Raw genomic sequence first — 25,133 nt, 5'->3', positions numbered from 1 at the left:
GGGGTTAGAGGCCCTATCGCGAGCAGGCTCACTCCTACATTTGGAATACGGTCCCTTGTAGGAGTGAGCCTGCTCGCGATAGCGGTGTCACTGAAGCAACGCGGTATCAAGGACTTTCGAGGACTCGCCGAGCACGCTCTCGGCCAGTTGCACAAATTCCTTGGTGCTCACTGTCCCCAAATGCATCGCCCCCCGCAACACATCATCCAGCGAGCGCTTGTTGCGTGTCTTCAGGCGAATCTCGCCATCCAGCTCCTGCAACAGCACCACCGCTTTCGCCACCTGCGCCGGGCTGATCTGCTCGCCGCGCAACGTCGTGACTTTCTGGCCGTCCCTGGCCAGCTTCGTCTGTAGCGCCTGATAACGTTCATCGCTCATGCCGCCGGCACGGCGCACCAGTTCAATGGCGTAATACTCGGCAAAACCCTCGCTGATCCAGTCGCTGCGCTGCTCGTCGTTAATCCGCCCGAACACCTGCGCCAGCTCGCGCACCAGCGCACTGTTGCCGCTTTCGCTGACCAGCGGCAATCGCGTGTTCACGTAGATGGATTCATGTGCGCCGAGGCTGCCGCGCCACATCGGGTCATTGGCACCGACGATCAACAGTTTAGCCGGATGGCGTGGATAAACCGCCTGCACCTGCGGCCAGACGAACGTAAGCAGGGTCAGCACGTCCATCCGGCGCATGCCCTGCCCTTGCGGCGAAGCCACGGTGACTTCGGTTTCGCCCAGGCGCGTACGGCGGCTGCCGAGATGGCCGGCGAGCATCCAGCCCGTCGGACGATCAAACAGGCGTGACGGGTTGTCGATGCGGAATTTGTTCTTGCCGATACGCGGCCAGGCGGTTTCGATACTTTTCCAGCCATCGGGCAATTCGAATTGCAGGCGCGCGACCAGTTCGGTGCCGTCCTGCTGATCGAGTTTGGCTGGCGGCACCAGTTCATCGCCACGCATCAATGCCCAGCTGGGGGTCATGCGGGTGTCGAAACTGCCGTTCTTGCGTCCGTGGCTGATGCGCACGCGGTAAGTCAGGCTGGCCTTGTCACTGGTCGGGCGCCAGACGCCCCGGGCGTTTTTGCCGGGGGTCAGCAGCCATTGGCCGTCTGCCTTGAAGTCGCTGTAATGGCTGCCGTCGCCAAGGTCGAAATCGAGACTGCGCACCGCCTCGCCTTTGCCCAGGGTCAGGCGCACCTCGGCCTGATCGCTTTGCGGCAACAGGCGCACGTGATAATCCAGATCGACTTTCTTCGCCGCCCACACCGGGGCGCTTAGCGCCAGCAGCGCCATCATCAACGCTCGCTGCAATCCGACAGCCATACGCACTCCTTGGTAAAGCTTGAATCAGCAGGTATCAGCCCGCGCGGAAAATCAGGTGATCTTCCCAGTCATCCTCCGGCACGCTGCCTTCGGCGAGCATGCGCCCGGACTGGGAAATCCGCTCGTGGTGCACCGCGTCGCGATCGCCGCAGACCAGGTGGTGCCACAACGGTAGATCCTTGCCCTCGCTAACCAGTCGATAACCGCAGGTCGGCGGCAGCCATTTGAACTCTTCGGCCTGCCCCGGGGTGAGCTGGATGCAGTCCGGGACAAACTTGATGCGGTTCGGATAATCGCTGCACTGGCAGGTTTTCAGGTCCAGCAGTTTGCAGGCAATGCGCGTGTAATAAACGCTGTTGTCCTCCTCATCCTCAAGCTTTTGCAGGCAGCACAGCCCACAGCCGTCGCACAGCGATTCCCATTCCTGGTGATCGAGTTGATCGAGGGTTTTGCGTTTCCAGAACGGTTCGACTTTGGCGGCCATGGCTCAAGCATCAACATCAGGTGGTGAAAAGGCCGCCAGTCTAGTGCCCAAGGCCTTGCGGGCCAAGCGCCGGCGACTGCCGGTTGCGCGGGGCTTGTCAGTTTTTGTGGCGGCGCGTAGCTTTGCCAGTCGCAAGGAGCCTTGCCCGCAAGCCATTAACGCTCGACCGCGTTGCATTGTGGTGAACCCTCAGGCTCGGAAAACCCCATCGCTCAGCGCAACTGATCCCGCCGGGTTTTCATTCAAATCCCTGACTCAAACGTAGCAAGGAATCTCTTGATGAGTGCCAACCCACGCGTTGCCGATTACGCCATTCACCCGCAATTCACCGACCGCTGGTCGCCGCGCGCCTTCACTGGCGAAGCGATCCCGGAAGAAACCCTGCTGAGCTTCTTCGAAGCCGCACGCTGGGCGCCCTCGGCGTACAACTCGCAGCCTTGGCGTTTCCTCTATGCGCGTCGCGATACGCCAAACTGGGAGCGTTATCTGGGTCTGCTCAACGAATTCAACCGTAGCTGGGCGCAGCATGCCTCGGCCTTGGTAATCGTGATTTCGAAAACCACCTTCACTGCACCAGGCGCCACTGAAGAAACCCCGGCGCTGTGGCATACCTTCGACACCGGCTCGGCGTGGGGCCATCTGGCGCTGCAAGCAAGCCTCAGTGGCTGGCACACCCACGGCATGGCCGGGTTCGATCAGGAACTGACGCGCAAGGAGCTGAACATTCCTGAAGGTTATGCGCTGCATGCGGCCGTTGCCGTCGGCAAGCTCGGTGACAAGGCAACGCTGGCTGAATACCTGCAGGCCCGTGAAGAGCCGAGCCCGCGCCGCCCGCTGAATGAACTGGCGGCGGAAGGCGACTTCACCCTCTAAGCCACAGCGCAAAACCAAGTGTAGGAGTGAGCCTGCTCGCGATGAGGCCGTGTCAGTCGACATTAATGCTGTCTGACACACCGCCATCGCGAGCAGGCTCACTCCTACATTGATTGTGGTGTGTCAGTAGCCGCGGTTGAAATCCACTTCCCCGCGCAACGCTTCACCCGCTTGATACGCCTTCAGGTTCTCGACAAACAGCTGCACCATCAACGCCGGTGACGTCGGCGCCGAACTGTGCCCGGTCAGCAGCAAGCCCCAAGCGGTCCAGAATGGATGGCGTTGCGGCAGTGGTTCCTGACGGCAAACGTCGATCACCGCCCCCGCCAGATGGCCTTCCTTCAACGCTTCCACCAGGTCGGCATCGACCACCGCGACACCGCGCCCGGCGTTGATGAACAACCCGGTTGGCTTGAATTGCTTGAACAGCGCCGCGTCGTAGATATCGTGGGTGTGTTCGGTGTTCGGCAGCAGATTGACCACGTAATCCACTTCACCCACCAGTCGCGGCAGATCAGCCATCGAACCGACCTCGACAAACGGCGCCTGCTCACGGGCGCTGCTGGCAATCCCGTACAGCTCTATGCCGAACGGCAGCAGGAACTGCGCGACACTCTGGCCGATATCGCCGGTGCCGACGATCAGCACTTTGCGCCCGACCAGGCTCTGGCCGCTGCGGTTGTCCCATTTACGCTCGACCTGGCTGACCAGTCGCGCCAGCACTTCGCGCTCATGGCCAAGAATGTAGGTCAGCACATACTCGGCCATCACCTGACCGAAAATCCCCACTGCACGGGTCAAACGGTAATCGCGGCGCAAGCCGTCAGCGAGCAAAGGTGTGATACCGGCCCAGGTCGATTGCAGCCATTGTGGCTGGTGTCCCTGGCGCAACAGAGTCGCGAGCAAATCCGGCTGCCCCAGCCACACCGGACAATCGGCGGCCTGACGGGCCAGCTCGGCGGAGTCGCCGCTGGTCAGTACTTCAAGCTCGGGTGCTGCCTGACGCAGCAGCCGGGCGTATATCGCGTGGTCGTGTTCGGCAATCAGAACGCGCATCTTCAAACCTTTCGCAAACCGTGCAGACGGCCGCCGGATTAAGCCGGCCATCGCGGTAAAAACAGTTCCAGGGTAAACCGAGACTCAGAACAGAGCCGCGCAGATCAGACCGGGTCGTTGCGTCGCAGCAACTCTTCGGGCAAGTGCTCGATGTACTCGTCCTCGGCCGGCGGCATTTGCAGGTGGTAGCCCTGCTTGTCGAGGTTTTCCAGGACCACGACGATGTCCTCGCTGGCCAGTTTGCGCTCAGGCGACAGCACCAGGTCGAAGGAATGCTTCGCTTTGCCGAACGCCAGCATCAGCGCTTCCGGCACACGCTCCAGCGCATCACTTTTGAGCACATAAAGGTACATGCCGCTGCGCTTGGAGCTTTGGTAGATGGAACAAATACGTTTCAAGGCTGTTCTCCGGCGGTGGCCAGGCTGTCGAGCAGCTTCTGGCCCATGAGTTCGCGGCGCCAGCCACGCAACGACTCAGGCAATTGGTAAGGACCCTCGGGATAGCCGCTTTTGACCAGGGCTTCGAGGGTTTTCTTGCGCAGCATCAGTTCCGGGGCAATGCCCAGGCGCTCGGCCTCAGCCTGGCCCAATGCGCGCAATTGTTTGATCAACGCGGCGGCTTCGATCGGCAATGGCTCCGCTACGGCGGGCGGCCATTGATCAGGCCCCACACTGCCAGAGCGCTTGATCAGATCAAGCAGAAATTGGCCATCCTGACGCACGGTACGCGGGTGCATGTCTTCGATCTTGCCCAGCGCCGCGAGGTTGTCCGGTTGCGTGCGGGCCAGCGGCCACAGCGAATGTTCGCGGACGATGCGGTTGCGCGGCAGATCGCGGGCGCGGGCTTCCTTTTCCCGCCAGGCGCACAGTTCACGCAGAACCGCCAGTTGCGCACGCGAGAGTTTCCACGCCAGTTTGGCCTCGCGATAGACCTCGTACGGGTCGGTTTCACGGCGCAGGTTGGCGACCAGCTCAGCGCCGTCCTCCAGCACCCAGGCGAATTTGTCGTCAGACAGTTTCGGTCGCAGCTGTACGAAAACCTCCGCCAGATGCACCGCATCTTCGGCGGCGTAGCTGATTTGCGTCTCGGACAACGGACGCTGCAACCAGTCGGAACGGGTCTCGCCCTTCGGCAGTTCAATGCCGAGCACTTCCTGCACCAGTCGCGAATAACCCATCGAGAAACCGAGGTTCAGGTAAGCGGCGGCCAGTTGCGTGTCGAACATCGGGGCCGGCAGGCTGCCGGTCAGGCGCAACAGCACTTCGAGGTCTTCGCTGCAGGCGTGCAGGACTTTGAGTACCGCCGGGTTCTCCAGCAACGCAGCCAGCGGTTGCCAGGCATTGATGGTCAGCGGATCGATCAGGTAGGCGCGTTTGCCGTCGCCCACCTGCAACAGGCCGGCAATCGGGTAGAAGGTGTCGACCCGCATGAATTCGGTGTCGAGGGCAACGAACGGCAGCTGCTGCCACTCGGCGCAAAACTGCGCGAGGCTTTCGTTGTCGCGAATCCAGTGAATATCGATGGCCACACGGCTCTCCCTTGAAGAATGGCGCGCAGTATATATCGCCACTGGCGATTTACGCGCCTGTGAAGGGCAAGAGCTGTAACGAAATGTCCTGCCAGAGAGCAAGAATAGTCTGACAAAAGAAGCAGAAAGCCCCGTCGTATCAGAACGACGGAGCCGATTGGCCTCAGTCCTTGGCGAGTACGCCGTCGATCACCGCACCACGGCAACCGGCAAACATGTCCAGACCCGGCTGATAGACCTTGCTCCTGACCTCGAGCAGGCCAAGCATCGAGTGGAACAGGTTGTCCTGGCTCAGTGGTTTGTCGCGGCTCATTTGCAGGCAATGCGTGTCGACCGAATAAGCCTTCTGATAGTTATCGGAGAACCACGCCAGCATCGCTACATGCTTTTGTTGCTCTGGCGCCAACATGTAAGGCGTACCGTGCAGGAACAAGTTGTACTCGCCAAGCGACTCACCGTGGTCCGACAGGTACAACATCGCGGTATCAACTTTGTCCTGATTGCTGCGCAATACATCGATCAGGCTCGACAGCACGTGATCGGTATACACCAGCGTGTTGTCGTAACCGTTGACGATACTTTCGCGGCTGCAATTGTTCAGCGCGTTACTTTCACACACCGGGGTGAAGTGCTCGTATTCCTTGGGATAACGCTTGAAGTATTCCGGGCCGTGACTGCCCATCTGGTGCAAAACCAGCACGGTGTCCTTGTCCAGATGGTCGATAAAACTTTGCAGACCTTGCAGGAGGATTTCGTCGCGGCACTCGCTGTTGGCACACAGCGCCGGGTCTTTCAGGTTGCTGACATCTTGCAGGGTGACCCGGTCGCAAGTGCCTTTGCAGCCGGACTGGTTGTCACGCCAGATGACATCGATACCGGCACGTTTGAGCACATCGAGCAGGCCTTCCTCATTCTTCGCCTTGCTGGCGTCATAATCCTTGCGGCCCATGTTGGAGAACATGCACGGCACCGATACCGCCGTTTCCGTCCCGCAGGAATGCACGTCAGTGAAAGCGATCAGGCCGGCTTCCTTATCGAGTGTCGGCGTGGTGTCACGGTGGTAACCGAGGATGCCGAAGTTCTCCGCCCGGGCACTTTCACCCACCACCAGCACGGTCAGCGATTTACGCGGTTGAAGCTTCACATCCGGATTGCGCTCGGCGTCCTCGCCGATCTTGATGAATGGCTGCCGCGCCGAGACCACTTGCTCACGTAGATAACCCGCCGAAGCACCGATGTAATTACTGGGCACCAGCATCAAGCGAATTTCGTGGTGATTGCGAAACAGCGATGACAAGCCCTGATAGTTGGCCAGCGCCACCCCACCAATCACCGCCACAGAAGCAACACCGACAATAACTTTGCTGATTAACTCACGGTGCCATCGACGATAGTTGACTGGCACTTTCCACAACAACCAGGACGGTAATACACCGAGCAACAGAATATAAGCAAACAACTTCAACGAGAGCAGATCACGCACTTCCGTTGCATTGGTTTCGGCAAAGTTGCGAAACATGCCGGCATCGATCATGACGCCATATTGACTCATGAAATAAGCCACGCCGGCGCTGATCAGAAATATCAGGGTCAACAGCGGCTTGAGCAACGGACGGAATGCCAGAAGCGTCAGCACGATGTTGAATGCCGCAAGGATCATCACCCCGAACGCCACGCGCATGGCGATGCCCTTGCCATCGGCGGCGGTGATCTCGAACAGGTGCTGCCAAAGGACAAAATTGCAGCCAATTAAAAGAAAGGCGCTGGCAATCAACGTCACCCATTCCGGGCGCACGGCTTTTAACTTCAACATAGAAATGGGCGATTCCTGAAAAGAAGAGCCTCGGTCAATGACAGAAATTTCAATTGTGAAAATTTCATTAACCAAGGCACGAGAAACTTTAAGCAGGCAACCATCAATTTTTTGTGAAAAAGACGCCAACGATTAGTTGGCTTTCGGCAAAGCGATGAAACGGGTGACGTATTTGAGAATGGTTCGGGTTTTATTCAGAAAAACAGCACGGCTGTCCATTGTGGGAGCGAGTCTGCTCGCGAAGAGGCCGGCACATTCAACACTTTTGCCGACAGACAATCCGCTTTCGCGAGCAGGCTCGCTCCCACAGAGAGTGGGAATATCGACTTTTTAAATACTGCTGTGGGTTTTCTGGTTTGCCCGGACCAGACCGCTCCGCGCTTAATCATCTGCCCCACCCAAAGGTCTGATGATGGAAAACGTCCGCGTTACCGCTCGCCCCGCTGTCTGGTTGATGCTCGCGATCATGCTCGTCGCCCTCAATCTGCGTCCATCGATGGCGGCGCTCGGTCCGTTACTGTCGGCCATTCGCACTGACATCCCGCTGAGTTTCAGCGTCGCGTCACTGCTGACCATGCTGCCAGTGATGGCGATGGGTCTGGCGATGTTTTTCGGCATTGGCATCAGTCAGCGGCTGGGCGAACAACGGACGGTGTTGCTGTCCTTGCTGATCATTGGCCTGGCGACGCTGTCGCGGCTGTTTATCGAATCGGCAGCCGAAATGATCGTCAGCGCGGTGCTGGCTGGCGTCGGCATTGCGTTGATTCAGGCATTGATGCCGACGCTGATCAAATCGCGCTTCGCCGACAATGTCGCGCTGTGCATGGGTTTATATGTCACGTCGATCATGGGTGGAGCGGCCATTGCGGCCTCGTTCGCACCGCTGGTGATGCTGCAAACCGGGAGCTGGCGCGGCGGTTTGGCGATCTGGGCGATCCTGGCATTCATCGCGCTGCTGTTCTGGTGGTCGCAACGCAACCAGCTGTCCTCCAAGGTGACGGCGACAGCCGGCAAGGATTCGTTCTTCAAGTATTCCCGTGCCTGGTTGCTGGCCCTCTTCTTTGGTCTGGGGACAGCGTCCTATACCTGCGTGCTGGCCTGGCTCGCGCCGTACTACGTGGAAAACGGCTGGAGCGAACAGAACGCCGGGCTGCTGTTGGGTTTGCTGACGGCCATGGAGGTAATTTCCGGTCTGGTGGTTCCGGCTATCGCCAATCGCAGCCGGGATCGGCGTGTGATTCTGATGACGCTACTGGCTCTGATCATCGGCGGATTTTGCGGCCTGATCCTCAGCCCGCAACAATTCAGCCTGCTGTGGCCATGCCTGTTGGGGCTGGGCATTGGCGGGTTGTTCCCGATGAGCCTGATTGTCTCGCTTGATCATCTCGACAACCCGCAACGTGCCGGTGGCCTGACTGCATTTGTGCAAGGCATTGGCTATCTGATTGCTGGTCTCTCGCCGCTGATGGCTGGAATGATCCGCGATCAACTGGGCAGCTTCGAGTGGGCGTGGTGGTCGTTGACCGCGGTAATGGTGGTGATGCTGTTGATGGTATGGCGCTTCGATCCCCGGCATTACGCGAGGCACTTTTCCTGATCGGGCTAAAGGCCTCTGGCCATCTTTCTGCGGTTTGCCCCGAGACGTCGTGTTACTAAAACTTTCTGTCCCACAACTGACTGTGAAACGTCCTACAGGGCTTTGTCCTGGCACCATCGTTCCGTTAGGATCATTCGCACACGTTTGCGCGGATTCAGCGCAAGGAGCACAGCGAGACGGAACGGATGCTGAACAGTAACTTGCTTAGAAAGCTCGACATGCAGGATCTCATGGTGTTTGTCGCTGTTTATGAGCAGAGCAGCGTCACCGATGTGTCAGAAACCCTGTTCGTCAGCCAGTCCACGGTCAGCTACTGTTTGAAAAAACTGCGCACCAGTTTCGAAGACGAACTGTTTATCAACACCCGCACCGGCATGCGTCCGACCTACAAGGCCAGCACCATGTACGGGCATGTGCAGAAGATCCTCGAAAGCATCAACCTGTGCCACGCCGGTGCCCCCACGTTCGACCCGACCCGACAAGCCGTCACCTTCAACATCTGCGCCCCGGAATACTTCGAGCAACTGATTCTGCCGCGCCTGCTGAAGCGTTTCGATTTCGATGATTTGCCGGTGATGGTCAACATGCACAAGTTCGAGACCGATGTCCCGGCGGATGAGCTGCGCGACGGCAGCCTCGATCTGGTGATCAGCTTCGGCCCCAACTTCCACCGTCATCACGCTGACCTGAAATCACAAATGCTGCTGGAGGACGATCTGGTCTGCGTCTTCGACAAACGCGCCACGCCACTGGAGCCACGCCTGAGCCTGCAGGCTTTTACCGAACGCCGGCACGTGTTCCCGACGCCATGGACGTCGACCACCAACATGGTCGATGGCTGGCTGGCGCGGCAGGCGCAGAAGCGTCAGATCGTCGCGCGCTCGAACAGCTACAGCGCGGCATTGAAAATGATCACCGGGACCGACTTCATCCTCACCCTGCCGCGCCGTATCCAGCGTTTACTGACCAACGAGGCGGTGTTCAATCACTGCGAGGCGCCAAATGGCTTGCCGGGCTTTACCCTCGACATGCAATGGAGCCAGAGCGTTGATCAGGACAGCGCCAATCTGTGGTTGCGCGAGCAGGTGGTCAAGGTGTGCAGCGAACTCGAAGCGGCCTGAGTCCTACACGCCAATCGCGGTTTTGCTGTAGGACTCGCGATCCATGTCGACCAGTTCGACACACAGCTGCACCTCGACACCGGCCGGCCATTCGCACAGGTCCTGCAAGACTGCCAACAGGCTCTCTGACAACTGCTTCTTGATCTGCGGCGAACGCCCGCTGAGCAGCGCCAGCTTCACATAGACGAAGGCGCGCTCGGCCATGGCGGTTCCGACCTTGAAGGTCTCGACTTTCACCGCACGACTTTTGATATCGAACTCCGCCGCGAACTGACCAGAGCCCACCAGGGTGTTGTTGAGCCGCATCAACGCGACATCGGCGTTCAACTGCGGCAGGTTGGCGGTGTATTCCATGTGCAGGTGTGGCATTGCAGGTCCCCAGTCAGTTGGCAGAAAGGTCGTACATATAGCACAGCTCTGCCCTACCTTCCCGGGGACTTTCACATATCAATGTGGGAGCGAGCTTGCTCACGAATGCGATCGTTCAGCGACACTTAAGGTGCCTGATACACCGCTTTCGCGAGCAAGCTCGCTCCCACAAAGTGTGTGTTATGGCTCAGGATGGCGTCAGTGGCCGCTCGCTCATGAACTGCTCCAGCCTGGAGCGCAACCAGCGCTCCGCCGGATCGCTGTCGACGTGGCTGAGCCAGACCATCGACAAATCCAGCGTCGGTGTTTTAAACGGAAACGGCTCCTTAAACAGCAATCCGGAAGTGGCCATGGCTGCCGCCGCGTAATCCGGCAGACTGGCAATCAAGTCAGTGCCCGCCAGCAGCGCCGGCAACGCGCTGTATTGCGGCACCGACAGCACCACTTGGCGAGTACGACCGAGTTCGGCCAGCCACTCATCAGCAAAACCACTGACGTTGGCCGTGTGCGAAACCAGTACATGGGGGCGCGCGCAATATTCATCCAGCGTCAGCGGTGTATCACTGGCGTCGGCGCGCAGGATGCTCGGCTGAATGTGCCGCAGCAGTTTGCGCTTGGCATTGGCCGGCAAGCCTCGGGTCTGGCTGATGCCGACCGTGATGTCGCCCGCCGCGAGCAGATCGGGGATGCGCCAGTAATCGACGTGTTGCACCACAAACACCACGTTCGGCGCTTCCTGGCGCAGCGCACGCAACAGCGGCGGCAACAGGCCGAATTCGACGTCATCGGACAGACCGATGCGAAACGTCATGGTGCTCACGGCCGGATCGAAATCGCGGGTCAGGCTCAGCGCCACCGACAGCGAATCCAGCGCAGGTTTGAGATGGCGGAAAATATCTTCGGCGCGGGCGGTCGGTTCCATGCGGTGGCCGACGCGGATGAACAGCGGATCATTGAGCATGGTGCGCAAGCGATTGAGCGCCGAGCTGATGGTCGGCTGGCCGAGAAACAGCTTCTCGGCCGCCCGGGTCACGTTGCGTTCGAGCATCAAGGTCTCGAACACCACCATCAGGTTGATGTCAGCCTTGCGTAGTTCATTGCGGTTCATCCATTGCCCCCTGCCCCCCGGAATACCGGCAGTGTAGAAAGGCCGGGGCCCCGGCGTCCATCACCACGCTGCGTCAGTTCACCGTCAGGCGTTTCAAGCCCAGCGCCATGACCCGTGAATCGTCATTGATGCCCAGTTGTTCAGGGCTGATGGCGTCGGGCAATTGCAGCTCGATCGTCAGGCGATCATTGTCTGCCAGATGCTGACGGATCGCAGGACTGATAGGGATCTCCAGATGATTATCCTGATGTTGCACCAGCCGCGTGCTCAGTACCTGCTCGCCATTCAAACTGACAATCACTCGCTGTGCCGGGTGTTGCGGCAAAACGAATGCCATGACCTCCAGCGCAATCGAACGCGCCTCGGGTGACACCCGCAAGTCGACCTGCGCCTGCTGCCCCGCCGACCATGTACCCCAGTTTTCCGGGGTCGACCAACCGCTGGTCAACTGCCGGGCGGAGTAGTTGAAGAACAGCGCCTGACCGGGACGCATCAGTGCCAGCGATGACATTCGGCGTCCTTCATCAGGCACGCTCAGGCACTGCGAACAACGCTTCCAGCCCGGCGCCAGCACCACCAGGCCATCCACTCGGGTCAGCAGATCCGTTTCACTGTTGACGTATCTGGCGGCATCGGCCAGCACGAAGTCGTCAAGGATGTACAACGAGTCGGCATCGTATTGCCCTGATTCGAGCATGTGCTGCGTTTTCTGCCGAGCCTGATCCAGCGCTGTTGAACTCATGCGTCCCAGATAGACCGCGTCGGTTTTCAGACCATGGGTCGCAGCGAAATCGGCAATCACTTGCCAGCGTTCGGACTGATTCTGTGGCATCAGACTGCGCACGTTCGGGTAATGCGCCGCCGCACTCACCCAGAATGGATCACGCATCGGCGTTGGCCATTCTGCGGCGGGCGTCATCATTTTGCTGTTGCGCAAGCCCATCCAGCCGTTGCGCGTGTCGACAATCTGTATCGTCAATGCCAGTGCCAACAACGCGACGACGATACGTGGCCGGTAACCGCGTACCAGCAGGAACATCACCATCAGGATGAGCGCGTACAACACGGGCCAGAACATCCGCCCCGACGCGCGAAAAATATTGGCCAGTTTGAGGGCGATTTTCGGCAGCGGATAGCTGAACGTGTGCGCGCCGACACCGATCTGGTTCGATAGCGCAAACAACGATAAACCGATCAACGCCAGCAACAGCCAAGGGCGAACGCGAAGCTCATCCTTCAGCGGCTGGCGATTTCTCAGCAAGGCAATCAGCGCCAACGGCACCAGCAACAGCACACCCAGCCCCGGATAATTAAAGCCTTCGTAATCGCCGCTGGCTTTTGGCAGATCCGGCAAGATGAACGACCAGCCCGCTGGGTCGAGTGGCGACAACAGGTTCATCCGGTACAACCCGAAACCGCCGGATTGCCCGCCGTCGGCAATGGCGAAGTAACCGGCCTGCCAGCAACACACACTCACCACGGCAAACAGCGAAACGCCTTCAAGCAGCCCCTGACGCCGAGTCAGTTGTTGGCTGAAAGTTTTGCCGAGCAGATCTGCTACCCAGATCAGCGCCACCATCGCCAGCAGGTACGCATGCACCATCGCCGTCACCGCGAGTAACGCGCCCCAGGCCAGGCGTCGTCGAGCCAGGTTCGGCAACAACGCGAGGTACAGCGCCGCCAGAATCAGAAAATGCCCGGACAGGGAAAGGTGTCCGCCCATGCGTAGAAACATCGGCGGTGAAACCACCAGCAAACCGGTACCCAGCAAACGAATCAGCGGATTGCCGGTCATCAGCCCCAGCAGTTTCCAGGCGAACCAGGCTTGCAGCACGAAACACGCCAGCAGCCACAGACCGAAATACTGGAAGGTCGCCGGCAACCACGCATTGAACGGTTTGAACAGCAACGCCAGCAGCGGATTGGAGTCGGAAAAGATGATTGAACTGCCCAGCTCCAGACCATAGGAAGGGTTGAGTCCGAGCGGAAAGGTCCAGGGTGAATGGCGAAAATATTCCCAGCCCAGATAATGCGTCGCCGGATCGCCCTGCTCCAGCCAGGCAATGTTTTGCGGATCCAGCGCTTGCGGCCCGATCACACAGAAAAATGCCAGAACGCCGAGCAGTAAAGGCAACACGCCCAGCGCAGGATGGTTTGGTGAAGCCTTCATCGATAAGTCCAGAAATTGTGCAAGACAAAGGTGAACGCTGGAATCGTCAGTGCCACCGCAACGATGCCCAGCAGATAGTGCAGCCCGGCCATCTGCGCCACCCAGGCGACCAGCATCGCCAATAGAAACCCGCACGCCGACACCAGCAGAAAACGCAGTAACGTTCTGCCATGCAAACGTGCCGAGAAACTCCAGGTGGTATTGATCACGTAGGACATCACCGTCGCCACGATGAACGCCACGCCGTTGGCCAGCGGCGGTTGCGCAGTAATGAAGTTGATGAACAGCACCGCCACCAGCGCATGCAGAGCCGTGACAAACAAACCGGTCACAGCAAAGCGCAAACCGCGCTGGAGCAGCGCTGACTTTTCGGTTGAGGTCACGGTTTTTGCGCCAACACGAAAACACTCAAACCGGCCAGACGGTTGATGCCCATCAACGGCAGTTCAAGACTGCATAGCGTCTTGAGAACACCGTTCACTAGCGGATGATGACGCTTGAGTTGCGAACGCGGCGGCTGGGCTTGCGCGCCTTGCGGCAGCAAGCGCAACGCCGCCGCAATCGGAAACACCGCGCCGAAATAATAGGCACCGCGCTGCACCGTCAAACCGGCATCACGCGCCAGGGTTTCGAACTGCGCCAGGGTGTAACGGCGCTTGTGCTCAAGAAAGTCATCGTGGCCACTCCACAAGAACTGGAATGCCGGTACCGTCATCAGAAACCGGCTGCCCGATGGCACTTTGTCGACGTACATCTTGAGCAGACCGAGGTCATCATCGACATGCTCCAGCACGTCCATCAGCAACACCAGATCGGCCTCGATGGTTTCGATCCCGCGACGGTAGTGCACCGGTTTGCCGGCGGTCGTCGCGCTGGAGTCGGCGGGGTAGCTGATATCCACGCACCATGCTTCGCGTGCATCGGTGTGCGTCAGCAAATGGTGGGAGAAAAATCCCGAGCCGGCACCGACATCGAGGATTCGGCTGATGGGTGCATTTCCCAGCAAACGCCGGGTGGCGGCGGCTTTGGAGCAGTAATACCAGTGCTCGTTGATGGCGTCGCCGAGGATGTCGGTTTCCTTGAGATCCATGTGTCAGTCCTTGGGGTCATAGACGCGACGCACCAGAAAAACCGGCCGGCGTTTGGATTCGATATACGTGCGGCCCAGGTACTCACCGAGCACACCGATGCCGATCAATTGCAGTCCACCGAGAAAGGTCACGGCCACCATCAGCGAGGCATAACCGGGCATGTCGATACCGTGAATCAGCGTGCGTAGGACAATGAATATGGCGAAGGCAAATGACACCAGCGACACCAGTGCGCCGACATACGTCCAGATCCGCAACGGTTCAGTGCTGAAACTGGTGATGCCTTCCAGCGCGAAGTTCCACAGGCGCCAGCCATTGAACTTGCTCTGCCCCGCCACGCGCTCCGGGCGCTCGTAATCGACGTGAGTGGTGCGAAAGCCGACCCAGGCGAACAGGCCTTTCATGAAGCGCCGGGACTCCGGCAGGGTCAGCAAAGCATCAACCACGCAGCGATCCATCAGACGAAAATCGCCGACATTCTCGGGCAAAGGCTGTTCAGCGATCTTGTTGTGCAGGCGGTAGAACCAGTGCGCTGATGTCTGCTTGGCCCAGGTGTCGCTGCGACGGCTGATGCGGTGACCGAGCACCACTTCAAAACCTTCTCGCCAACGCTCGATCATCTGCACAATGACCTCGGGCGGGTCCTGCAGATCAGCGTCGATCGGCACCACGATTTGCCCGGTCGCGATCTGCAAACCGGCGGACAACGCTGCTTCTTTGCCGAAGTTGCGACTCAAATCGACGATACGCAGACGCGCATCGTCCCGCTGATGTTCGAGCAGGCGCTCAAGCGTGGCATCGGTACTGCCGTCGTTGACGAATACCAGTTCAAGGTCGATCAACGCCTGCGTCTGAAAGACTTCATTGATGCGCCGCAGAAACGTGTCGAGGCCGTCCTCTTCGTTAAAAACGGGGACCACCAGCGATAACGTCACCCGCCCGGCCTGTTGCGTTCCGTGCTCAGTCAAAGGAGTGCTCTTCTTATAGTGTTTGTCGGTCGCCGAACGATATTCGACGCCATGAGCCGTCCCGTATTAAGCAGCAGCGTCGACGGTGTTGCAAGGATCAGACGGCGTCATTTTGGCCAATCCACAGGCCTATTGCTGCGCTCTAGCCCACGTCCTTCAGAAACATCCGCGAACGATTGGAAACAAATGTCCGATAGCCAAAAAAACCGTCTGCGCTAGGCTTGCGACCATGCGCCACACCGGCTGTCGCACAATGAATCGCATGGAGCGAACTGAATGTATTTCGAGATTTACAGGCAATCCAGAGGCACCCCGAGCACCGGCAAAGGACAATGGCGCTGGAGACTGAGAGCGGGTAACCACGAGACCATCGCCAGTGGCGAGTCGTATGTGAACAAGGCGGATTGTTTGCACGTGATCGGGTTGATCAAGGCTGTGCAGGGGGAGACGCCGGTCAAGGAGATCTAGCCGCTCGGCACGATCCTGCAGATATGAAAAAGCCCCACAGTTTTAAGGCTGTGAGGCTTTTTTTCGGGCTTGTATCGAAAGACATTAAAGAAGCAGCGCGCAACGCTGGCCTCTTGTTCAGTCCGCCAGCCAGGCGTTTCGCCATGCCAACAGATGTTCGTCCTTGAGCATCCACTGATTGAGTACAACGCTGCGCAGGGCGTTTCCAACCTTGGCGCTGGCATCGGGCTCAGCCAGATGTTCGCGAATAGCGGCAATCCAGTCTTGCGAACGGTTCCTGACCCTCGTCACCGGGAAATCACCCCGATAACAAGGGATGTCCGAACAGATCACGGGGAAACCACAGGCGCCATACTCCAACAAGCGCAAATTGCTTTTGCAGGCGTTGAAAAAGTTGTCTTTCAGAGGTGCCAAAGCCAGGTCGAGGTTCAGCTCAGCCAGTCTTTGCGGGTATTTTTCGATACTCACCCCCCTATGGAACTCATGGACATAGGGACGCAGTGCTGGTGGGCACATCCCCATGAATACCCATTCAACTTCTCCTTCCAGCGCACGAACCACTTCGGCAAGGACTTGCAGATCGGCGCTGTGACTCGAGCCGCCGGCCCAGCCAACCCGAGGCTTGCGGCCTTGTTGGCGCTGGCTGGTCAGGTCGCTCCACCAATGGCTCGGCAGACGGTTTTCCATCACCCGGATATCGGCGTTGAACCCCTTCAGCGCATTGGCCAGCGACTCGGTAGACACCACCAACCGATCGCACAGCCCTACGGCTTTCTTCAAGCGTTTGGTGATGTCTTTGGGCAGCAATTCGTGGTTCAAGTTGCCAGCGGGCACGTCAAGAATATAGTCATCCAGCTCGTAAATCTTGAACGCCCTGGAGAATGCCTTGGTGTCCTGCATGTACTCCAGATGAGGCGTTGTGTGCTGTCCCTGGAAAATGATCGTGTCCGGCGCAATGCGCTCCAGTTCTGTCGGTTGCAGTCCCTCGTCGCTCACCGTTCCGCCGATCAGTTGCGCAGCTTTCAGGGCAGCGAAAGGCTGACGCACGCGGTAGTGTCCGCTGCCGAAAGAATCGAGGGGGTGACACAGCACATGAGGCAACTCACGACTGGCAAACGGGTGCCAATCAGTGTCGGTGCGGTATTTGGAGGAGAAGCCACTGCCCTCCAGGGTCAGGTTGCGGTTGTAGGCCGGATCGTTGGCGATTTGCGCAAGCCAACGCTGGTACATCACCGACTGTTCGCCCTTGAACCGTTTGCGCTTGGCTTCCTCCTTGGTCGTGTCGACGTTGTTCTGGCTCACACTGGCTTCGTGAACGAGCAGCGCATAGGGTGTCCAGACAATCAGCCGTCCAGCCTGGCCGACTTTCAGGCACAGATCCACATCGTTAAAGGAAACGGCCAGGCCGACCTCGTCCATCCCCCCCACTTGCTGGTACAGCTCGGTGCTGATCATCAGGCAGGCGGCGGTGACCGCGCTGTAGTTCTGATCAAGATGCAAGCGGTGAAGATAGCCGTTGGACTGCATTGAATCGCCGATAAACGGGTGGTCTGCAACACCACGCAACCCGAGTACCACACCTGCATGCTGAACAGTCCCGTCGAGGAATAACAGTTTGGCGCCCACTATCCCCACTTCCGGCCGCTGGGCGTGATGGAGCAGTGCACCAAGCCAGTCGCCATCAATGATCGCCGTGTCATTGTTGAGCAGCACCAGGTAATCGCCGCGGGCATGACTGGCCGCAAAATTATTGATCGCCGAATAGTTGAACGGGTGCGGATAACGCAGGATGCGCACCTTGGGATTGTTCAACAGCTCCATACCGTTGAACCAGTCCCGGGCCTCGGCTGTTTCGCTGTTGTTGTCGACGATGATCAGTTCGTAATTCGTGTAGCTGGTTTTCTCCATGATGCTTTCGATGCAGCGCAGCAGCATCGGCAGGCAGTCCTTGGTGGGAATGAGGATCGACACCAGCGGCTGTTCCGCATGTTGGTAGACCACACGATTCGCCATTGGCAAAGGTCCGGCCAGCAGCTCATGCGCCACGCCCAGACGCTGCAAGTGCGCCCCGACGATGGCTGCCGAGTTCGCGATGACTTGCGGTTCACCGAGCCACTGAGGGAAATTGATGGCCTGATGCACCAGCACATCCGCGAGGTGCCCGACAGTGCCCAGACCGTGAGTTTCAATCAGCCGAAAAAGCAAATCATGGGGCGCCAGTTCGCTGAAGGCTGGATCAAAGCCGTCGGCAGACAGCGCGGCCTCGCGACTGAAAGCCAGTGCGCGGCCGACATAGGGATAACTGCGCAACATATCCAGATTCAAATCCGGCTTGAATACCGGACTCTGGCAGCCTTCAGCGGTCAGTGAGTCTTCATCGCTGTAGCATGCGCTGACACCGGGATTGAGCGCGATGCCTTCGGCGAGCAAAAGCAGCGCGTGGGGATCCAGTTCGTCTCCGCCACGCAACAGGTACCACCAGTCAACGTCGATCTCCTGCAACAGTTCATTGAGCTGGCTCGGCCACGATTCGGCCAACGGCAGCCAGACCAGATTATCGGCCGGCGTCACGCCTACAGGTTCGGCATTGGAGAGCACCACGATGGCCGCCGCCCGATAAAGCTGGCGATCAATGCTTTCCAGGCTCGAACGCAACAGTCCGATATCACCCGTAGTGTCGGTCAACACCAACAACACATCCGGTTGCCGCGGCCAGCTCGCCAGTCGCGCGGGCAAACCTTCGACCTCGACGGCGGCCAGTTGCCGACTCGCCAGCCAGCGCTGATAAAGGTCGATATTGCGCTGCTGCCGGCCAACATTCGCCAGAACGCCGAAAAAACGCTCTAACGTGTGTGCCAGGGTGCCGTCGAGCTGGCCACTTTCAACTTCGAAATCGCTGCCCGTCAGTTGAATCCGCTCCAAAGGCGCAAACACTTCAATGCGCGCAAAGAACATGGTGCCGGCAAAATAATCCGCTTCGTTGATGCCCTGCGGCTCAATACCGCCACGCTCGGCCAGGGTGACAAGCAACGCGCGGTTGCTTTCGCTGAGGAATCGGGTGACTGGCACCAGGTATCGCTGAGGACCCAGCATCGGCACATGCACCGGGTCGGCCAGGTGTTCCAGCGCTCGACTGAATCGTACCGGGTCCAGCAGATCATCGAATAGTTCAACGCCCCAATCGATCTCCCCGCCCAAGTGCAGCGAACGCTTGGTGTGCAGCTTGACCAGCATGCGGATGTTATCGGCACGCAAGAACGGCAGCACCCGCAGAAACGGCAAAACATCCCTGCCGTGATTCGGCACCCGGTATAGCGAAAAACTCAGTGTGCTGGCCGTCAGTTGAGCACAGATCTCATCTTCACGACCGGCTACGCAGGTTACGTAGAGGTGCAGGCGTTCAGTCTGTTTAATCAAACGACGCAGAATATCTTTCAGCACTTCGGGGTAATACGCATGGATAACCACGCCGACTGGCGGCTCGCCATCCTCGAACGCTGGCGGCTGCGCAACCAGCACTTCGCAGTCTTCGACGTGGGGTGCGGCGCTGCTGCCTGACTTGACGGACTGACGTTCAGAAACGCGGTGAGCACCTTGGGCTGATGGTGGAATTTTCATATTCAAACCAATTCAAATAGGGAGCGAGGCTGGAACTCGCTGGATGCGCCTTTCACGGCCGAGGTGAGCAAGTATCCACTTCAGTGAGAGCGCTGGCCTCATGACTGGACAGAGGATAAACGACGACAGGTGTGATTTGGCGGCCGATCGCTGGCCAATAATGACAGCCCCTACTCTGCGAGCGCGGCTTTAAATGGGTCGGTGAGTCCTGTGAACGTTGTGTCTCTAATGTCGGCAGAGGCTGTGTTTACTTAAATTGCCTCTCTGCGTAGGACCTCACCATGCACGACGCGCTTCAGCGCTATCGCCACGAATACTGGATTCGCAGAAACGAAAAAAGCCCCGTAGATTTTCATCTACGGGGCTTTTTCTATGTAATGGCGGAGAGATAGGGATTCGAACCCTAGGTACCGGTGAAGGTACAACGGATTTCGAATCCGTCCCATTCGGCCACTCTGGCATCTCTCCAACGGCGCGCATCATAACAACACTTTTACCGAAAGCAAACCCTCTTTCGAAATTTTCTTCGTGCTATCAGATGCTTGCGTCGATTAAAGCGGTACACCCAGACGATTGGCGACTTCTTCGTAGGCTTCGATAACGTCACCGAGGCCCTGACGGAAGCGGTCTTTGTCCATCTTCTTCTTGGTGTCCTTGTCCCACAGACGGCAGCCGTCCGGGCTGAACTCGTCACCGAGGACGATGGAGCCGTCGCTGAACACGCCGAATTCAAGCTTGAAGTCGACCAGCAGCAGGCCGGCGTCATCGAACAGCTTGGTCAGGACTTCGTTGACCTTGAGCGACAGTTCTTTCATGCGCGCCAGTTGCTCGGCGGTGCCCCAACCGAAGGCCACGACGTGGGATTCGTTGATGAACGGGTCGCCCTTGGCGTCGTCCTTCAGGAACAGCTCGAAGGTGTAAGGATTGAGCTTCAGGCCTTCTTCGACGCCCAGACGCTTGACCAGGCTGCCAGCGGCGTAGTTACGCACGACGCACTCGACCGGGATCATGTCCAGCTTCTTGACCAGCACTTCGTTGTCGGCCAGCAGTTTGTCGAATTGGGTCGGTACGCCGGCCGCTTCGAGTTTCTGCATGATGAAGGCGTTGAACTTGTTGTTGACCATGCCTTTGCGGTCGAGCTGCTCGATGCGCTTGCCGTCGAACGCCGAGGTGTCGTTGCGAAACAGCAGGATCAAGCGGTCAGCGTCGTCGGTCTTGTAAACCGATTTGGCTTTGCCGCGGTAGAGTTCTTCACGTTTTTCCATGATGGGCTCCGCTTGCTAAGTAGGTGGGCTAGGCGATGTGGCGCCAGTCGAGCCCTGAATCTTGATCGGCCAGTTGCAGCCAGTCCGGGTCGCACCCGAGGGTGTCGACAAAACATTGCCGGGCCAGCTGCGGCAGGTTGTTCTTGCTGCTCAGATGGGCCAGGACCAGGTGTTGCAAGCCCTGCCAGCCCAACTCGGACACCAGGAATGCCGCCTGATGGTTGTTCAAATGTCCCAGCTCGCCGCCCACCCGCTGCTTGAGAAAGTACGGGTAATGACCACGGGCCAGCATGTCGCGACAATGGTTGGACTCGATCATCAATGCATCGAGGTCCCGATAACCATCCAGCACCCGCTCGCAGTAGGAACCCAGGTCGGTCAGCAGGCCGAAGCGCCGCTGCTGGTGATCACTGAAAACGTACTGGGTCGGTTCCTGCGCATCATGGGCCACGGCAATGACCCTGATGCTCAGTGCACCGATCTGCAGTTGCTCGCCGCCGGCCAGAAAGCCTGCGGGTTCAATCGGTTTGCGCATCCCGCGCAGTGTGCCGCGACTGAGGTAGACCGGTAGATTGTAGCGCCGAGACAGTAAACCCACGCCATGCACGTGGTCGGCATGTTCGTGGGTTACGAGTATCGCGCTCAGTTGCGCCGGGTTCACACCCAGGCGCAACAGGCGTTTTTCGGTTTCCCGCAGGGAAAAACCACAATCCACCAGCACATACGTATCAGCACTGGCGATCAGCGTGCCGTTCCCTTGGCTACCGCTGCCGAGAACGGCAAAACGCATGGTTGATCAGCCCAGGTTGTCCTGAATCACGCTCAACACTTTGCGTGCCACTTCAGCCGGCGCGACGGTGTTGATGTTTTTCTCGACGGTCACCTGAATGTTCTCGCCAACCTTGCTCAGGCGAACCTGATAACGCTCGGCACGGGCTTCAACTTCTTCCTTGCTCGGCGCACTGCCAAACAGGCTGCTGAAGAAACCAGGCTTGTCGTCTTTCTTCTCGGCTTTTTCGGCCAGGTTGATGTAGTACAGGCCCAGGCTACGGTTGATGTCTTCAACGCGCCATTCGCCTTGTTCCAGTGCACGGCCAACGCTCGACCAGGCACGATCCAGATCGTTACCGACGTTCAACACCGGGTTGCCGCTGCCGTCTTCGCTGAGGCTGACACGGCTTGGCGTATCGAAATCACGCGAGGCCAGCATCGACACCGAACCGCCCTTCTCGGAGATCCGGCTCATGCTCGCGAGCATGTCGTCGACCAGCGCTGCGTCCAGGCCAGTGTTGACCGAACGGTTGGTGAAGGCCACGTCGGCCGTGCTGCCGGCAGGACGCTCGGCGCTGACCACGTAGATTTCACTGGTGTTGCGCTGCACGCCCGGCTCGATCCGCACACGCACACGGGTTTCGCTGTCGCTGGCGATGCCGGCTGCGCTCAGGCGCTTGGCCATGGCCGCGGACAGTTCGTCGGAATGCTGCCAGGTGGTAGTGAACTCACCGGTCTGCGGGCGCTGTTCATCCAGACGGAAACCGTTGTCCTGGAAGAATTGCACCGCCACTGGCCAGACTTCGGCCGGTGGGTGCTGGGCCACGACCCAGCGGGAGTCACCGCTCTTCTGCAGCGAGTAATCGCTGGCATCGGCAACGGCCGACAGCGGCTGAGGACGCGGCACAATGTATTCGCCCTTCTCGGTGTCATCAGCAACGTTACGCGGGATCGGCAACAGCGGATCCAGACGCTTGGAAGTGCTGACTTCCGGTGGCAGTTGCATTGGTGCAGTCTGTTGCGCTTGCAGGTAATCGCTACCACGGTCGCGGAAATAACCTTCCGGCCCCCAGACCCATCCGCAGCCGCTGGTGCTGGAGATAATCAAGGCAAGTGCGGAAAGTCCGGCCATTCGCTTCATGCGTTGTACTTCCTCAATTAAACCAGGACGCTGCACTGGCGCAGGGCCGAGCGGAGCGTTTCGTGACAAGGTGTGCTCAGCCAGGTCAGTGGCAAGCGGATGCCTTCGTGCATCAGGCCCATTTCCACCAAAGCCCACTTCACCGGAATCGGGTTGGCTTCGATGAACAGGTCTTTGTGCAGTGGCATCAGTTTTTCGTTGATCGCCCGTGCGGTGTCGGCGTCGCCTTTGAGCGCAGCCTCGCACAGATCGGCCATTTCGCGCGGCGCGACGTTCGCCGTCACCGAGATGTTGCCTTTGCCGCCCAGCAGGATCAGCTCAACGGCGCTCGGATCATCGCCGGACAGCACGATGAAATCCTTGCTCACACCATCGATGATTGCTTTGGCACGCTTCAGGTCGCCGGTGGCTTCCTTGATACCGATGATGTTCGGCACGGTGGACAGGCGGATCACGGTCTCGGCTTGCATGTCGCAAGAGGTGCGGCCAGGAACGTTGTAGAGAATCTGCGGAATGTCGACCGCTTCAGCGATGTGCTTGAAGTGCTGGTACAGACCTTCCTGAGTCGGCTTGTTGTAGTACGGAACCACCAGCAGGCAGGCGTCGGCACCGGCTTCCTTGGCGTTGCGGGTCAGCTCGACAGCTTCGCGGGTCGAGTTGGCGCCAGTGCCGGCGATGACCGGAATGCGCCCGGCAACCTGTTTGACTACGGCTTTGATGACGGCGATGTGTTCTTCTACATCAAGGGTTGCCGACTCGCCGGTAGTACCGACCGCGACAATGGCATGGGTGCCGTTCTTGAGATGGAAGTCCACGAGTTTGCTGAGGCTGTCCCAGTCAAGACGCCCTTGTGCATCCATGGGAGTGACCAGTGCCACCATACTGCCCGCAATCATGAAACCGCTCCTGCCGGAAAAAGAGAGCGGTAATGGTACTGGCGCCAAGATGCTTGCACAAGCGAAGTACTGCGCTGCCGCCATTCCCCTTGGCGCCGCTTTTCGCTACCCTTCAGACTTTGATCGGTACTGATCAGCTTGTACGCCGGGTTCCAGCCTCCTTTTACGGCCTCCCAGACCCCGTTCCTGCGTCGCATCGACGCGCTCCCGCTATAGTGGAGCGAGCCGCGAGCGCTTGCCGGGCCTCTTTGTACGGACAGCCAGAACAGGCACTCCCCGGTGGCCAACGCCCTTAAACCTACCGACCGCTCATCGCTTTAGGAATGCTGCATGTCCACCCCCACAGTTCGCGAACAATTCCTTGTCATCAGTGCCCTCGGCGCCAACCCCATGGAGCTGACTAACGTCCTGTGCCGCGCCAGCCATGAAAATCGCTGCGCCGTGGTTACTTCACGCCTGACTCGCCACGGCGAGTGCAGCGCTTTGGTCCTCGAGGTCTCCGGCAGTTGGGATGCCCTCGCCCGCCTGGAAGGCAGCTTGCCGGGCCTGGCCAAGAAACACGCTTTCACCGCCAACGTGGTGCGCAGCGCACCGCTGGAAAATCGTCCGCAGGCCCTGCCGTACGTGGCGTATGTCAGCTCGGCGTATCGCCCGGACATCATCAATGAGCTGTGCCAGTTCTTCATGGATCACAACGTCGAACTGGAAAACCTGACCTGCGACACGTATCAGGCGCCGCAGACCGGCGGCACCATGCTCAACGCCACATTTACCGTGACCCTGCCCGCCGGCACCCAGATCAGCTGGCTGCGCGACCAGTTCCTCGACTTCTCCGACGCGATGAACCTGGACGCACTGATCGAGCCTTGGCGCCCACAGAACCCAATGTAAGGAAACTTTCATGGCCGTTGTCATCGACCAACCGGTTGCCGATTTCGCAGCACCTGCCACCAGCGGGCAGACTGTCAGCCTGTCTGCCCTCAAGGGCAAGCAAGTGGTGATCTATTTCTATCCGAAGGACAGCACCCCGGGTTGCACCACAGAAGGCCAGGGCTTTCGTGATCAATACGCCGCATTCAAGGCCGCCAATACCGAGATTTTCGGTATCTCCCGCGACAGCCTGAAGTCCCACGAGAACTTCAAGTGCAAGCAGGAGTTTCCGTTCGAGCTGATCAGCGACAAGGACGAAGCCGTCTGCCAACTGTTCGATGTGATCAAGCTGAAGAAGCTGTACGGCAAGGAATACCTGGGCGTAGATCGCAGCACGTTTCTGATTGATAAGGACGGTGTGCTGCGTCAGGAATGGCGTGGCGTGAAAGTGCCGGGGCATGTGGATGCTGTTTTGGCAGCTGCGCAGGACTTGAATAAAGCCTGATGGCTTTGCGTCGCCCTCATTGACGCCTTCGCGAGCAAGCTCGTTCCCACATTGGACTTGTGAACGCCACAGATCCAGTGTGGGAGCGAGCTTGCTCGCGAATG

The 25,133-nt window shown here is 58.8% G+C and carries 23 protein-coding genes and 1 tRNA gene; 6 read left to right on the top strand and 18 right to left on the bottom strand.

The genetic code is table 11. From position 1 onward, the window contains the following. Positions 1 to 87: 87 nt before the first annotated feature. Together AB4O01_RS27625 and AB4O01_RS27620 are read right to left on the bottom strand one after the other, a co-directional pair. Positions 88 to 1,317, bottom strand: coding sequence for a hypothetical protein (locus AB4O01_RS27625; RefSeq protein ID WP_460090129.1), 1,230 nt, complete (start codon positions 1,315 to 1,317; stop codon positions 88 to 90). Between the two features lie 34 nt (positions 1,318 to 1,351). Beyond that, positions 1,352 to 1,801: a YcgN family cysteine cluster protein gene (locus AB4O01_RS27620; RefSeq protein WP_093438229.1), complete on the bottom strand. Its 450-nt coding sequence runs from the start codon at positions 1,799 to 1,801 to the stop codon at positions 1,352 to 1,354. A 279-nt stretch (positions 1,802 to 2,080) separates the two neighbouring features. Here AB4O01_RS27620 and AB4O01_RS27615 point away from each other — a divergent pair, with 279 nt between their 5' ends. Next, the gene (locus tag AB4O01_RS27615) at positions 2,081 to 2,674 is read left to right on the top strand and encodes a nitroreductase family protein (RefSeq protein WP_186622705.1); all 594 of its coding nucleotides are present in this window, start codon (positions 2,081 to 2,083) and stop codon (positions 2,672 to 2,674) included. 123 nt (positions 2,675 to 2,797) lie between these two features. On the opposite strand, the gene AB4O01_RS27610 is transcribed toward AB4O01_RS27615, so the two are convergent. From AB4O01_RS27610 to AB4O01_RS27595, 4 genes are all read right to left on the bottom strand, one after another. Continuing rightward, positions 2,798 to 3,730, bottom strand: coding sequence for a D-2-hydroxyacid dehydrogenase (locus AB4O01_RS27610; protein ID WP_034153168.1), 933 nt, complete (start codon positions 3,728 to 3,730; stop codon positions 2,798 to 2,800). Positions 3,731 to 3,834: 104 nt separating this feature from the next. After that, a complete protein-coding gene (locus AB4O01_RS27605) occupies positions 3,835 to 4,128 on the bottom strand; it encodes a YcgL domain-containing protein (RefSeq protein WP_194933713.1) in 294 nt (97 codons plus the stop codon). Beyond that, a complete protein-coding gene (rnd, locus tag AB4O01_RS27600; protein WP_093438244.1) occupies positions 4,125 to 5,258 on the bottom strand; it encodes a ribonuclease D in 1,134 nt (377 codons plus the stop codon). Before rnd ends, AB4O01_RS27605 begins: the two co-directional genes overlap by 4 nt. 163 nt (positions 5,259 to 5,421) lie before the next feature. Beyond that, positions 5,422 to 7,071, bottom strand: coding sequence for a phosphoethanolamine transferase (locus tag AB4O01_RS27595; protein WP_093438249.1), 1,650 nt, complete (start codon positions 7,069 to 7,071; stop codon positions 5,422 to 5,424). A gap of 412 nt (positions 7,072 to 7,483) precedes the next feature. Here AB4O01_RS27595 and AB4O01_RS27590 point away from each other — a divergent pair, with 412 nt between their 5' ends. Then, positions 7,484 to 8,668 (top strand): cyanate transporter, encoded by a 1,185-nt coding sequence (locus AB4O01_RS27590; protein ID WP_460090128.1) that lies wholly within the window; start codon positions 7,484 to 7,486, stop codon positions 8,666 to 8,668. 185 nt (positions 8,669 to 8,853) lie between these two features. Continuing rightward, positions 8,854 to 9,789 carry a LysR family transcriptional regulator gene (locus AB4O01_RS27585; RefSeq protein ID WP_093438259.1) on the top strand — a complete coding sequence of 312 codons (936 nt, stop codon included), beginning with the start codon at positions 8,854 to 8,856 and terminating at the stop codon, positions 9,787 to 9,789. Between the two features lie 3 nt (positions 9,790 to 9,792). Here the strand turns inward: AB4O01_RS27585 and AB4O01_RS27580 are convergent, their stop codons facing one another. The 6 genes from AB4O01_RS27580 to AB4O01_RS27555 form a co-directional block, all read right to left on the bottom strand. Further along, entirely contained in the window at positions 9,793 to 10,158 is a 366-nt protein-coding gene (locus tag AB4O01_RS27580) for a 5-carboxymethyl-2-hydroxymuconate Delta-isomerase (protein ID WP_093438263.1), read from the bottom strand. A 187-nt stretch (positions 10,159 to 10,345) separates the two neighbouring features. After that, complete coding sequence (locus AB4O01_RS27575; protein WP_093438267.1) at positions 10,346 to 11,266, bottom strand: LysR substrate-binding domain-containing protein; 921 nt, start codon at positions 11,264 to 11,266, stop codon at positions 10,346 to 10,348. Between the two features lie 73 nt (positions 11,267 to 11,339). Beyond that, positions 11,340 to 13,436, bottom strand: coding sequence for a DUF6311 domain-containing protein (locus AB4O01_RS27570; RefSeq protein WP_460090127.1), 2,097 nt, complete (start codon positions 13,434 to 13,436; stop codon positions 11,340 to 11,342). Next, positions 13,433 to 13,819: a GtrA family protein gene (locus AB4O01_RS27565; protein ID WP_093438275.1), complete on the bottom strand. Its 387-nt coding sequence runs from the start codon at positions 13,817 to 13,819 to the stop codon at positions 13,433 to 13,435. The genes AB4O01_RS27570 and AB4O01_RS27565 overlap by 4 nt, the downstream gene beginning before the upstream one ends. Continuing rightward, entirely contained in the window at positions 13,816 to 14,526 is a 711-nt protein-coding gene (locus AB4O01_RS27560; RefSeq protein ID WP_093438280.1) for a class I SAM-dependent methyltransferase, read from the bottom strand. Before AB4O01_RS27560 ends, AB4O01_RS27565 begins: the two co-directional genes overlap by 4 nt. Positions 14,527 to 14,529: 3 nt before the next feature. Further along, positions 14,530 to 15,495, bottom strand: coding sequence for a glycosyltransferase family 2 protein (locus tag AB4O01_RS27555; protein WP_460090125.1), 966 nt, complete (start codon positions 15,493 to 15,495; stop codon positions 14,530 to 14,532). Positions 15,496 to 15,771: 276 nt separating this feature from the next. Between AB4O01_RS27555 and AB4O01_RS27550 the strand changes: the two genes are divergently transcribed. Continuing rightward, complete coding sequence (locus AB4O01_RS27550) at positions 15,772 to 15,963, top strand: YegP family protein (protein ID WP_016984684.1); 192 nt, start codon at positions 15,772 to 15,774, stop codon at positions 15,961 to 15,963. Positions 15,964 to 16,080: 117 nt separating this feature from the next. On the opposite strand, the gene AB4O01_RS27545 is transcribed toward AB4O01_RS27550, so the two are convergent. From AB4O01_RS27545 to dapA, 6 genes are all read right to left on the bottom strand, one after another. Further along, positions 16,081 to 19,581, bottom strand: a complete 3,501-nt coding sequence (locus AB4O01_RS27545; RefSeq protein ID WP_460090124.1) for a glycosyltransferase — start codon at positions 19,579 to 19,581, stop codon at positions 16,081 to 16,083. A 378-nt stretch (positions 19,582 to 19,959) separates the two neighbouring features. Next, positions 19,960 to 20,049 (bottom strand) — tRNA-Ser (locus AB4O01_RS27540). An 83-nt stretch (positions 20,050 to 20,132) separates the two neighbouring features. Beyond that, positions 20,133 to 20,846, bottom strand: a complete 714-nt coding sequence (gene purC, locus AB4O01_RS27535; RefSeq protein WP_093438296.1) for a phosphoribosylaminoimidazolesuccinocarboxamide synthase — start codon at positions 20,844 to 20,846, stop codon at positions 20,133 to 20,135. A 28-nt stretch (positions 20,847 to 20,874) separates the two neighbouring features. Next, entirely contained in the window at positions 20,875 to 21,636 is a 762-nt protein-coding gene (locus tag AB4O01_RS27530; protein WP_460090123.1) for an MBL fold metallo-hydrolase, read from the bottom strand. A 6-nt stretch (positions 21,637 to 21,642) separates the two neighbouring features. Then, complete coding sequence (gene bamC, locus AB4O01_RS27525) at positions 21,643 to 22,758, bottom strand: outer membrane protein assembly factor BamC (RefSeq protein ID WP_093438304.1); 1,116 nt, start codon at positions 22,756 to 22,758, stop codon at positions 21,643 to 21,645. A gap of 17 nt (positions 22,759 to 22,775) precedes the next feature. After that, complete coding sequence (gene dapA / locus AB4O01_RS27520) at positions 22,776 to 23,654, bottom strand: 4-hydroxy-tetrahydrodipicolinate synthase (protein WP_257357392.1); 879 nt, start codon at positions 23,652 to 23,654, stop codon at positions 22,776 to 22,778. Between the two features lie 330 nt (positions 23,655 to 23,984). Here dapA and AB4O01_RS27515 point away from each other — a divergent pair, with 330 nt between their 5' ends. Together AB4O01_RS27515 and AB4O01_RS27510 are read left to right on the top strand one after the other, a co-directional pair. After that, positions 23,985 to 24,545, top strand: coding sequence for a glycine cleavage system transcriptional repressor (locus tag AB4O01_RS27515; protein ID WP_034153153.1), 561 nt, complete (start codon positions 23,985 to 23,987; stop codon positions 24,543 to 24,545). 10 nt (positions 24,546 to 24,555) lie between these two features. Continuing rightward, positions 24,556 to 25,029: a peroxiredoxin gene (locus tag AB4O01_RS27510; protein WP_093438315.1), complete on the top strand. Its 474-nt coding sequence runs from the start codon at positions 24,556 to 24,558 to the stop codon at positions 25,027 to 25,029. Positions 25,030 to 25,133 lie beyond the last annotated feature (104 nt).

The organism is Pseudomonas sp. S2_E02 (genome assembly GCF_054668355.1).
This window is presented reverse-complemented; position numbering and strand designations above follow the sequence as displayed.

Coding starts and splice junctions, on each gene's coding strand:
- AB4O01_RS27585 (WP_093438259.1), top strand. CDS start 8,854: ATGCTGAACAGTAACTTGCTTAGAAAGCTCGACATGCAGGATCTCATG.
- AB4O01_RS27625 (WP_460090129.1), bottom strand. CDS start 1,317: ATGGCTGTCGGATTGCAGCGAGCGTTGATGATGGCGCTGCTGGCGCTA.
- AB4O01_RS27545 (WP_460090124.1), bottom strand. CDS start 19,581: ATGAAAATTCCACCATCAGCCCAAGGTGCTCACCGCGTTTCTGAACGT.
- AB4O01_RS27515 (WP_034153153.1), top strand. CDS start 23,985: ATGTCCACCCCCACAGTTCGCGAACAATTCCTTGTCATCAGTGCCCTC.
- dapA (WP_257357392.1), bottom strand. CDS start 23,654: ATGATTGCGGGCAGTATGGTGGCACTGGTCACTCCCATGGATGCACAA.
- AB4O01_RS27575 (WP_093438267.1), bottom strand. CDS start 11,266: ATGAACCGCAATGAACTACGCAAGGCTGACATCAACCTGATGGTGGTG.
- AB4O01_RS27595 (WP_093438249.1), bottom strand. CDS start 7,071: ATGTTGAAGTTAAAAGCCGTGCGCCCGGAATGGGTGACGTTGATTGCC.
- bamC (WP_093438304.1), bottom strand. CDS start 22,758: ATGAAGCGAATGGCCGGACTTTCCGCACTTGCCTTGATTATCTCCAGC.
- AB4O01_RS27530 (WP_460090123.1), bottom strand. CDS start 21,636: ATGCGTTTTGCCGTTCTCGGCAGCGGTAGCCAAGGGAACGGCACGCTG.
- AB4O01_RS27570 (WP_460090127.1), bottom strand. CDS start 13,436: ATGAAGGCTTCACCAAACCATCCTGCGCTGGGCGTGTTGCCTTTACTG.
- AB4O01_RS27550 (WP_016984684.1), top strand. CDS start 15,772: ATGTATTTCGAGATTTACAGGCAATCCAGAGGCACCCCGAGCACCGGC.
- AB4O01_RS27610 (WP_034153168.1), bottom strand. CDS start 3,730: ATGCGCGTTCTGATTGCCGAACACGACCACGCGATATACGCCCGGCTG.
- AB4O01_RS27590 (WP_460090128.1), top strand. CDS start 7,484: ATGGAAAACGTCCGCGTTACCGCTCGCCCCGCTGTCTGGTTGATGCTC.
- AB4O01_RS27615 (WP_186622705.1), top strand. CDS start 2,081: ATGAGTGCCAACCCACGCGTTGCCGATTACGCCATTCACCCGCAATTC.
- purC (WP_093438296.1), bottom strand. CDS start 20,846: ATGGAAAAACGTGAAGAACTCTACCGCGGCAAAGCCAAATCGGTTTAC.
- AB4O01_RS27620 (WP_093438229.1), bottom strand. CDS start 1,801: ATGGCCGCCAAAGTCGAACCGTTCTGGAAACGCAAAACCCTCGATCAA.
- AB4O01_RS27580 (WP_093438263.1), bottom strand. CDS start 10,158: ATGCCACACCTGCACATGGAATACACCGCCAACCTGCCGCAGTTGAAC.
- AB4O01_RS27510 (WP_093438315.1), top strand. CDS start 24,556: ATGGCCGTTGTCATCGACCAACCGGTTGCCGATTTCGCAGCACCTGCC.
- AB4O01_RS27560 (WP_093438280.1), bottom strand. CDS start 14,526: ATGGATCTCAAGGAAACCGACATCCTCGGCGACGCCATCAACGAGCAC.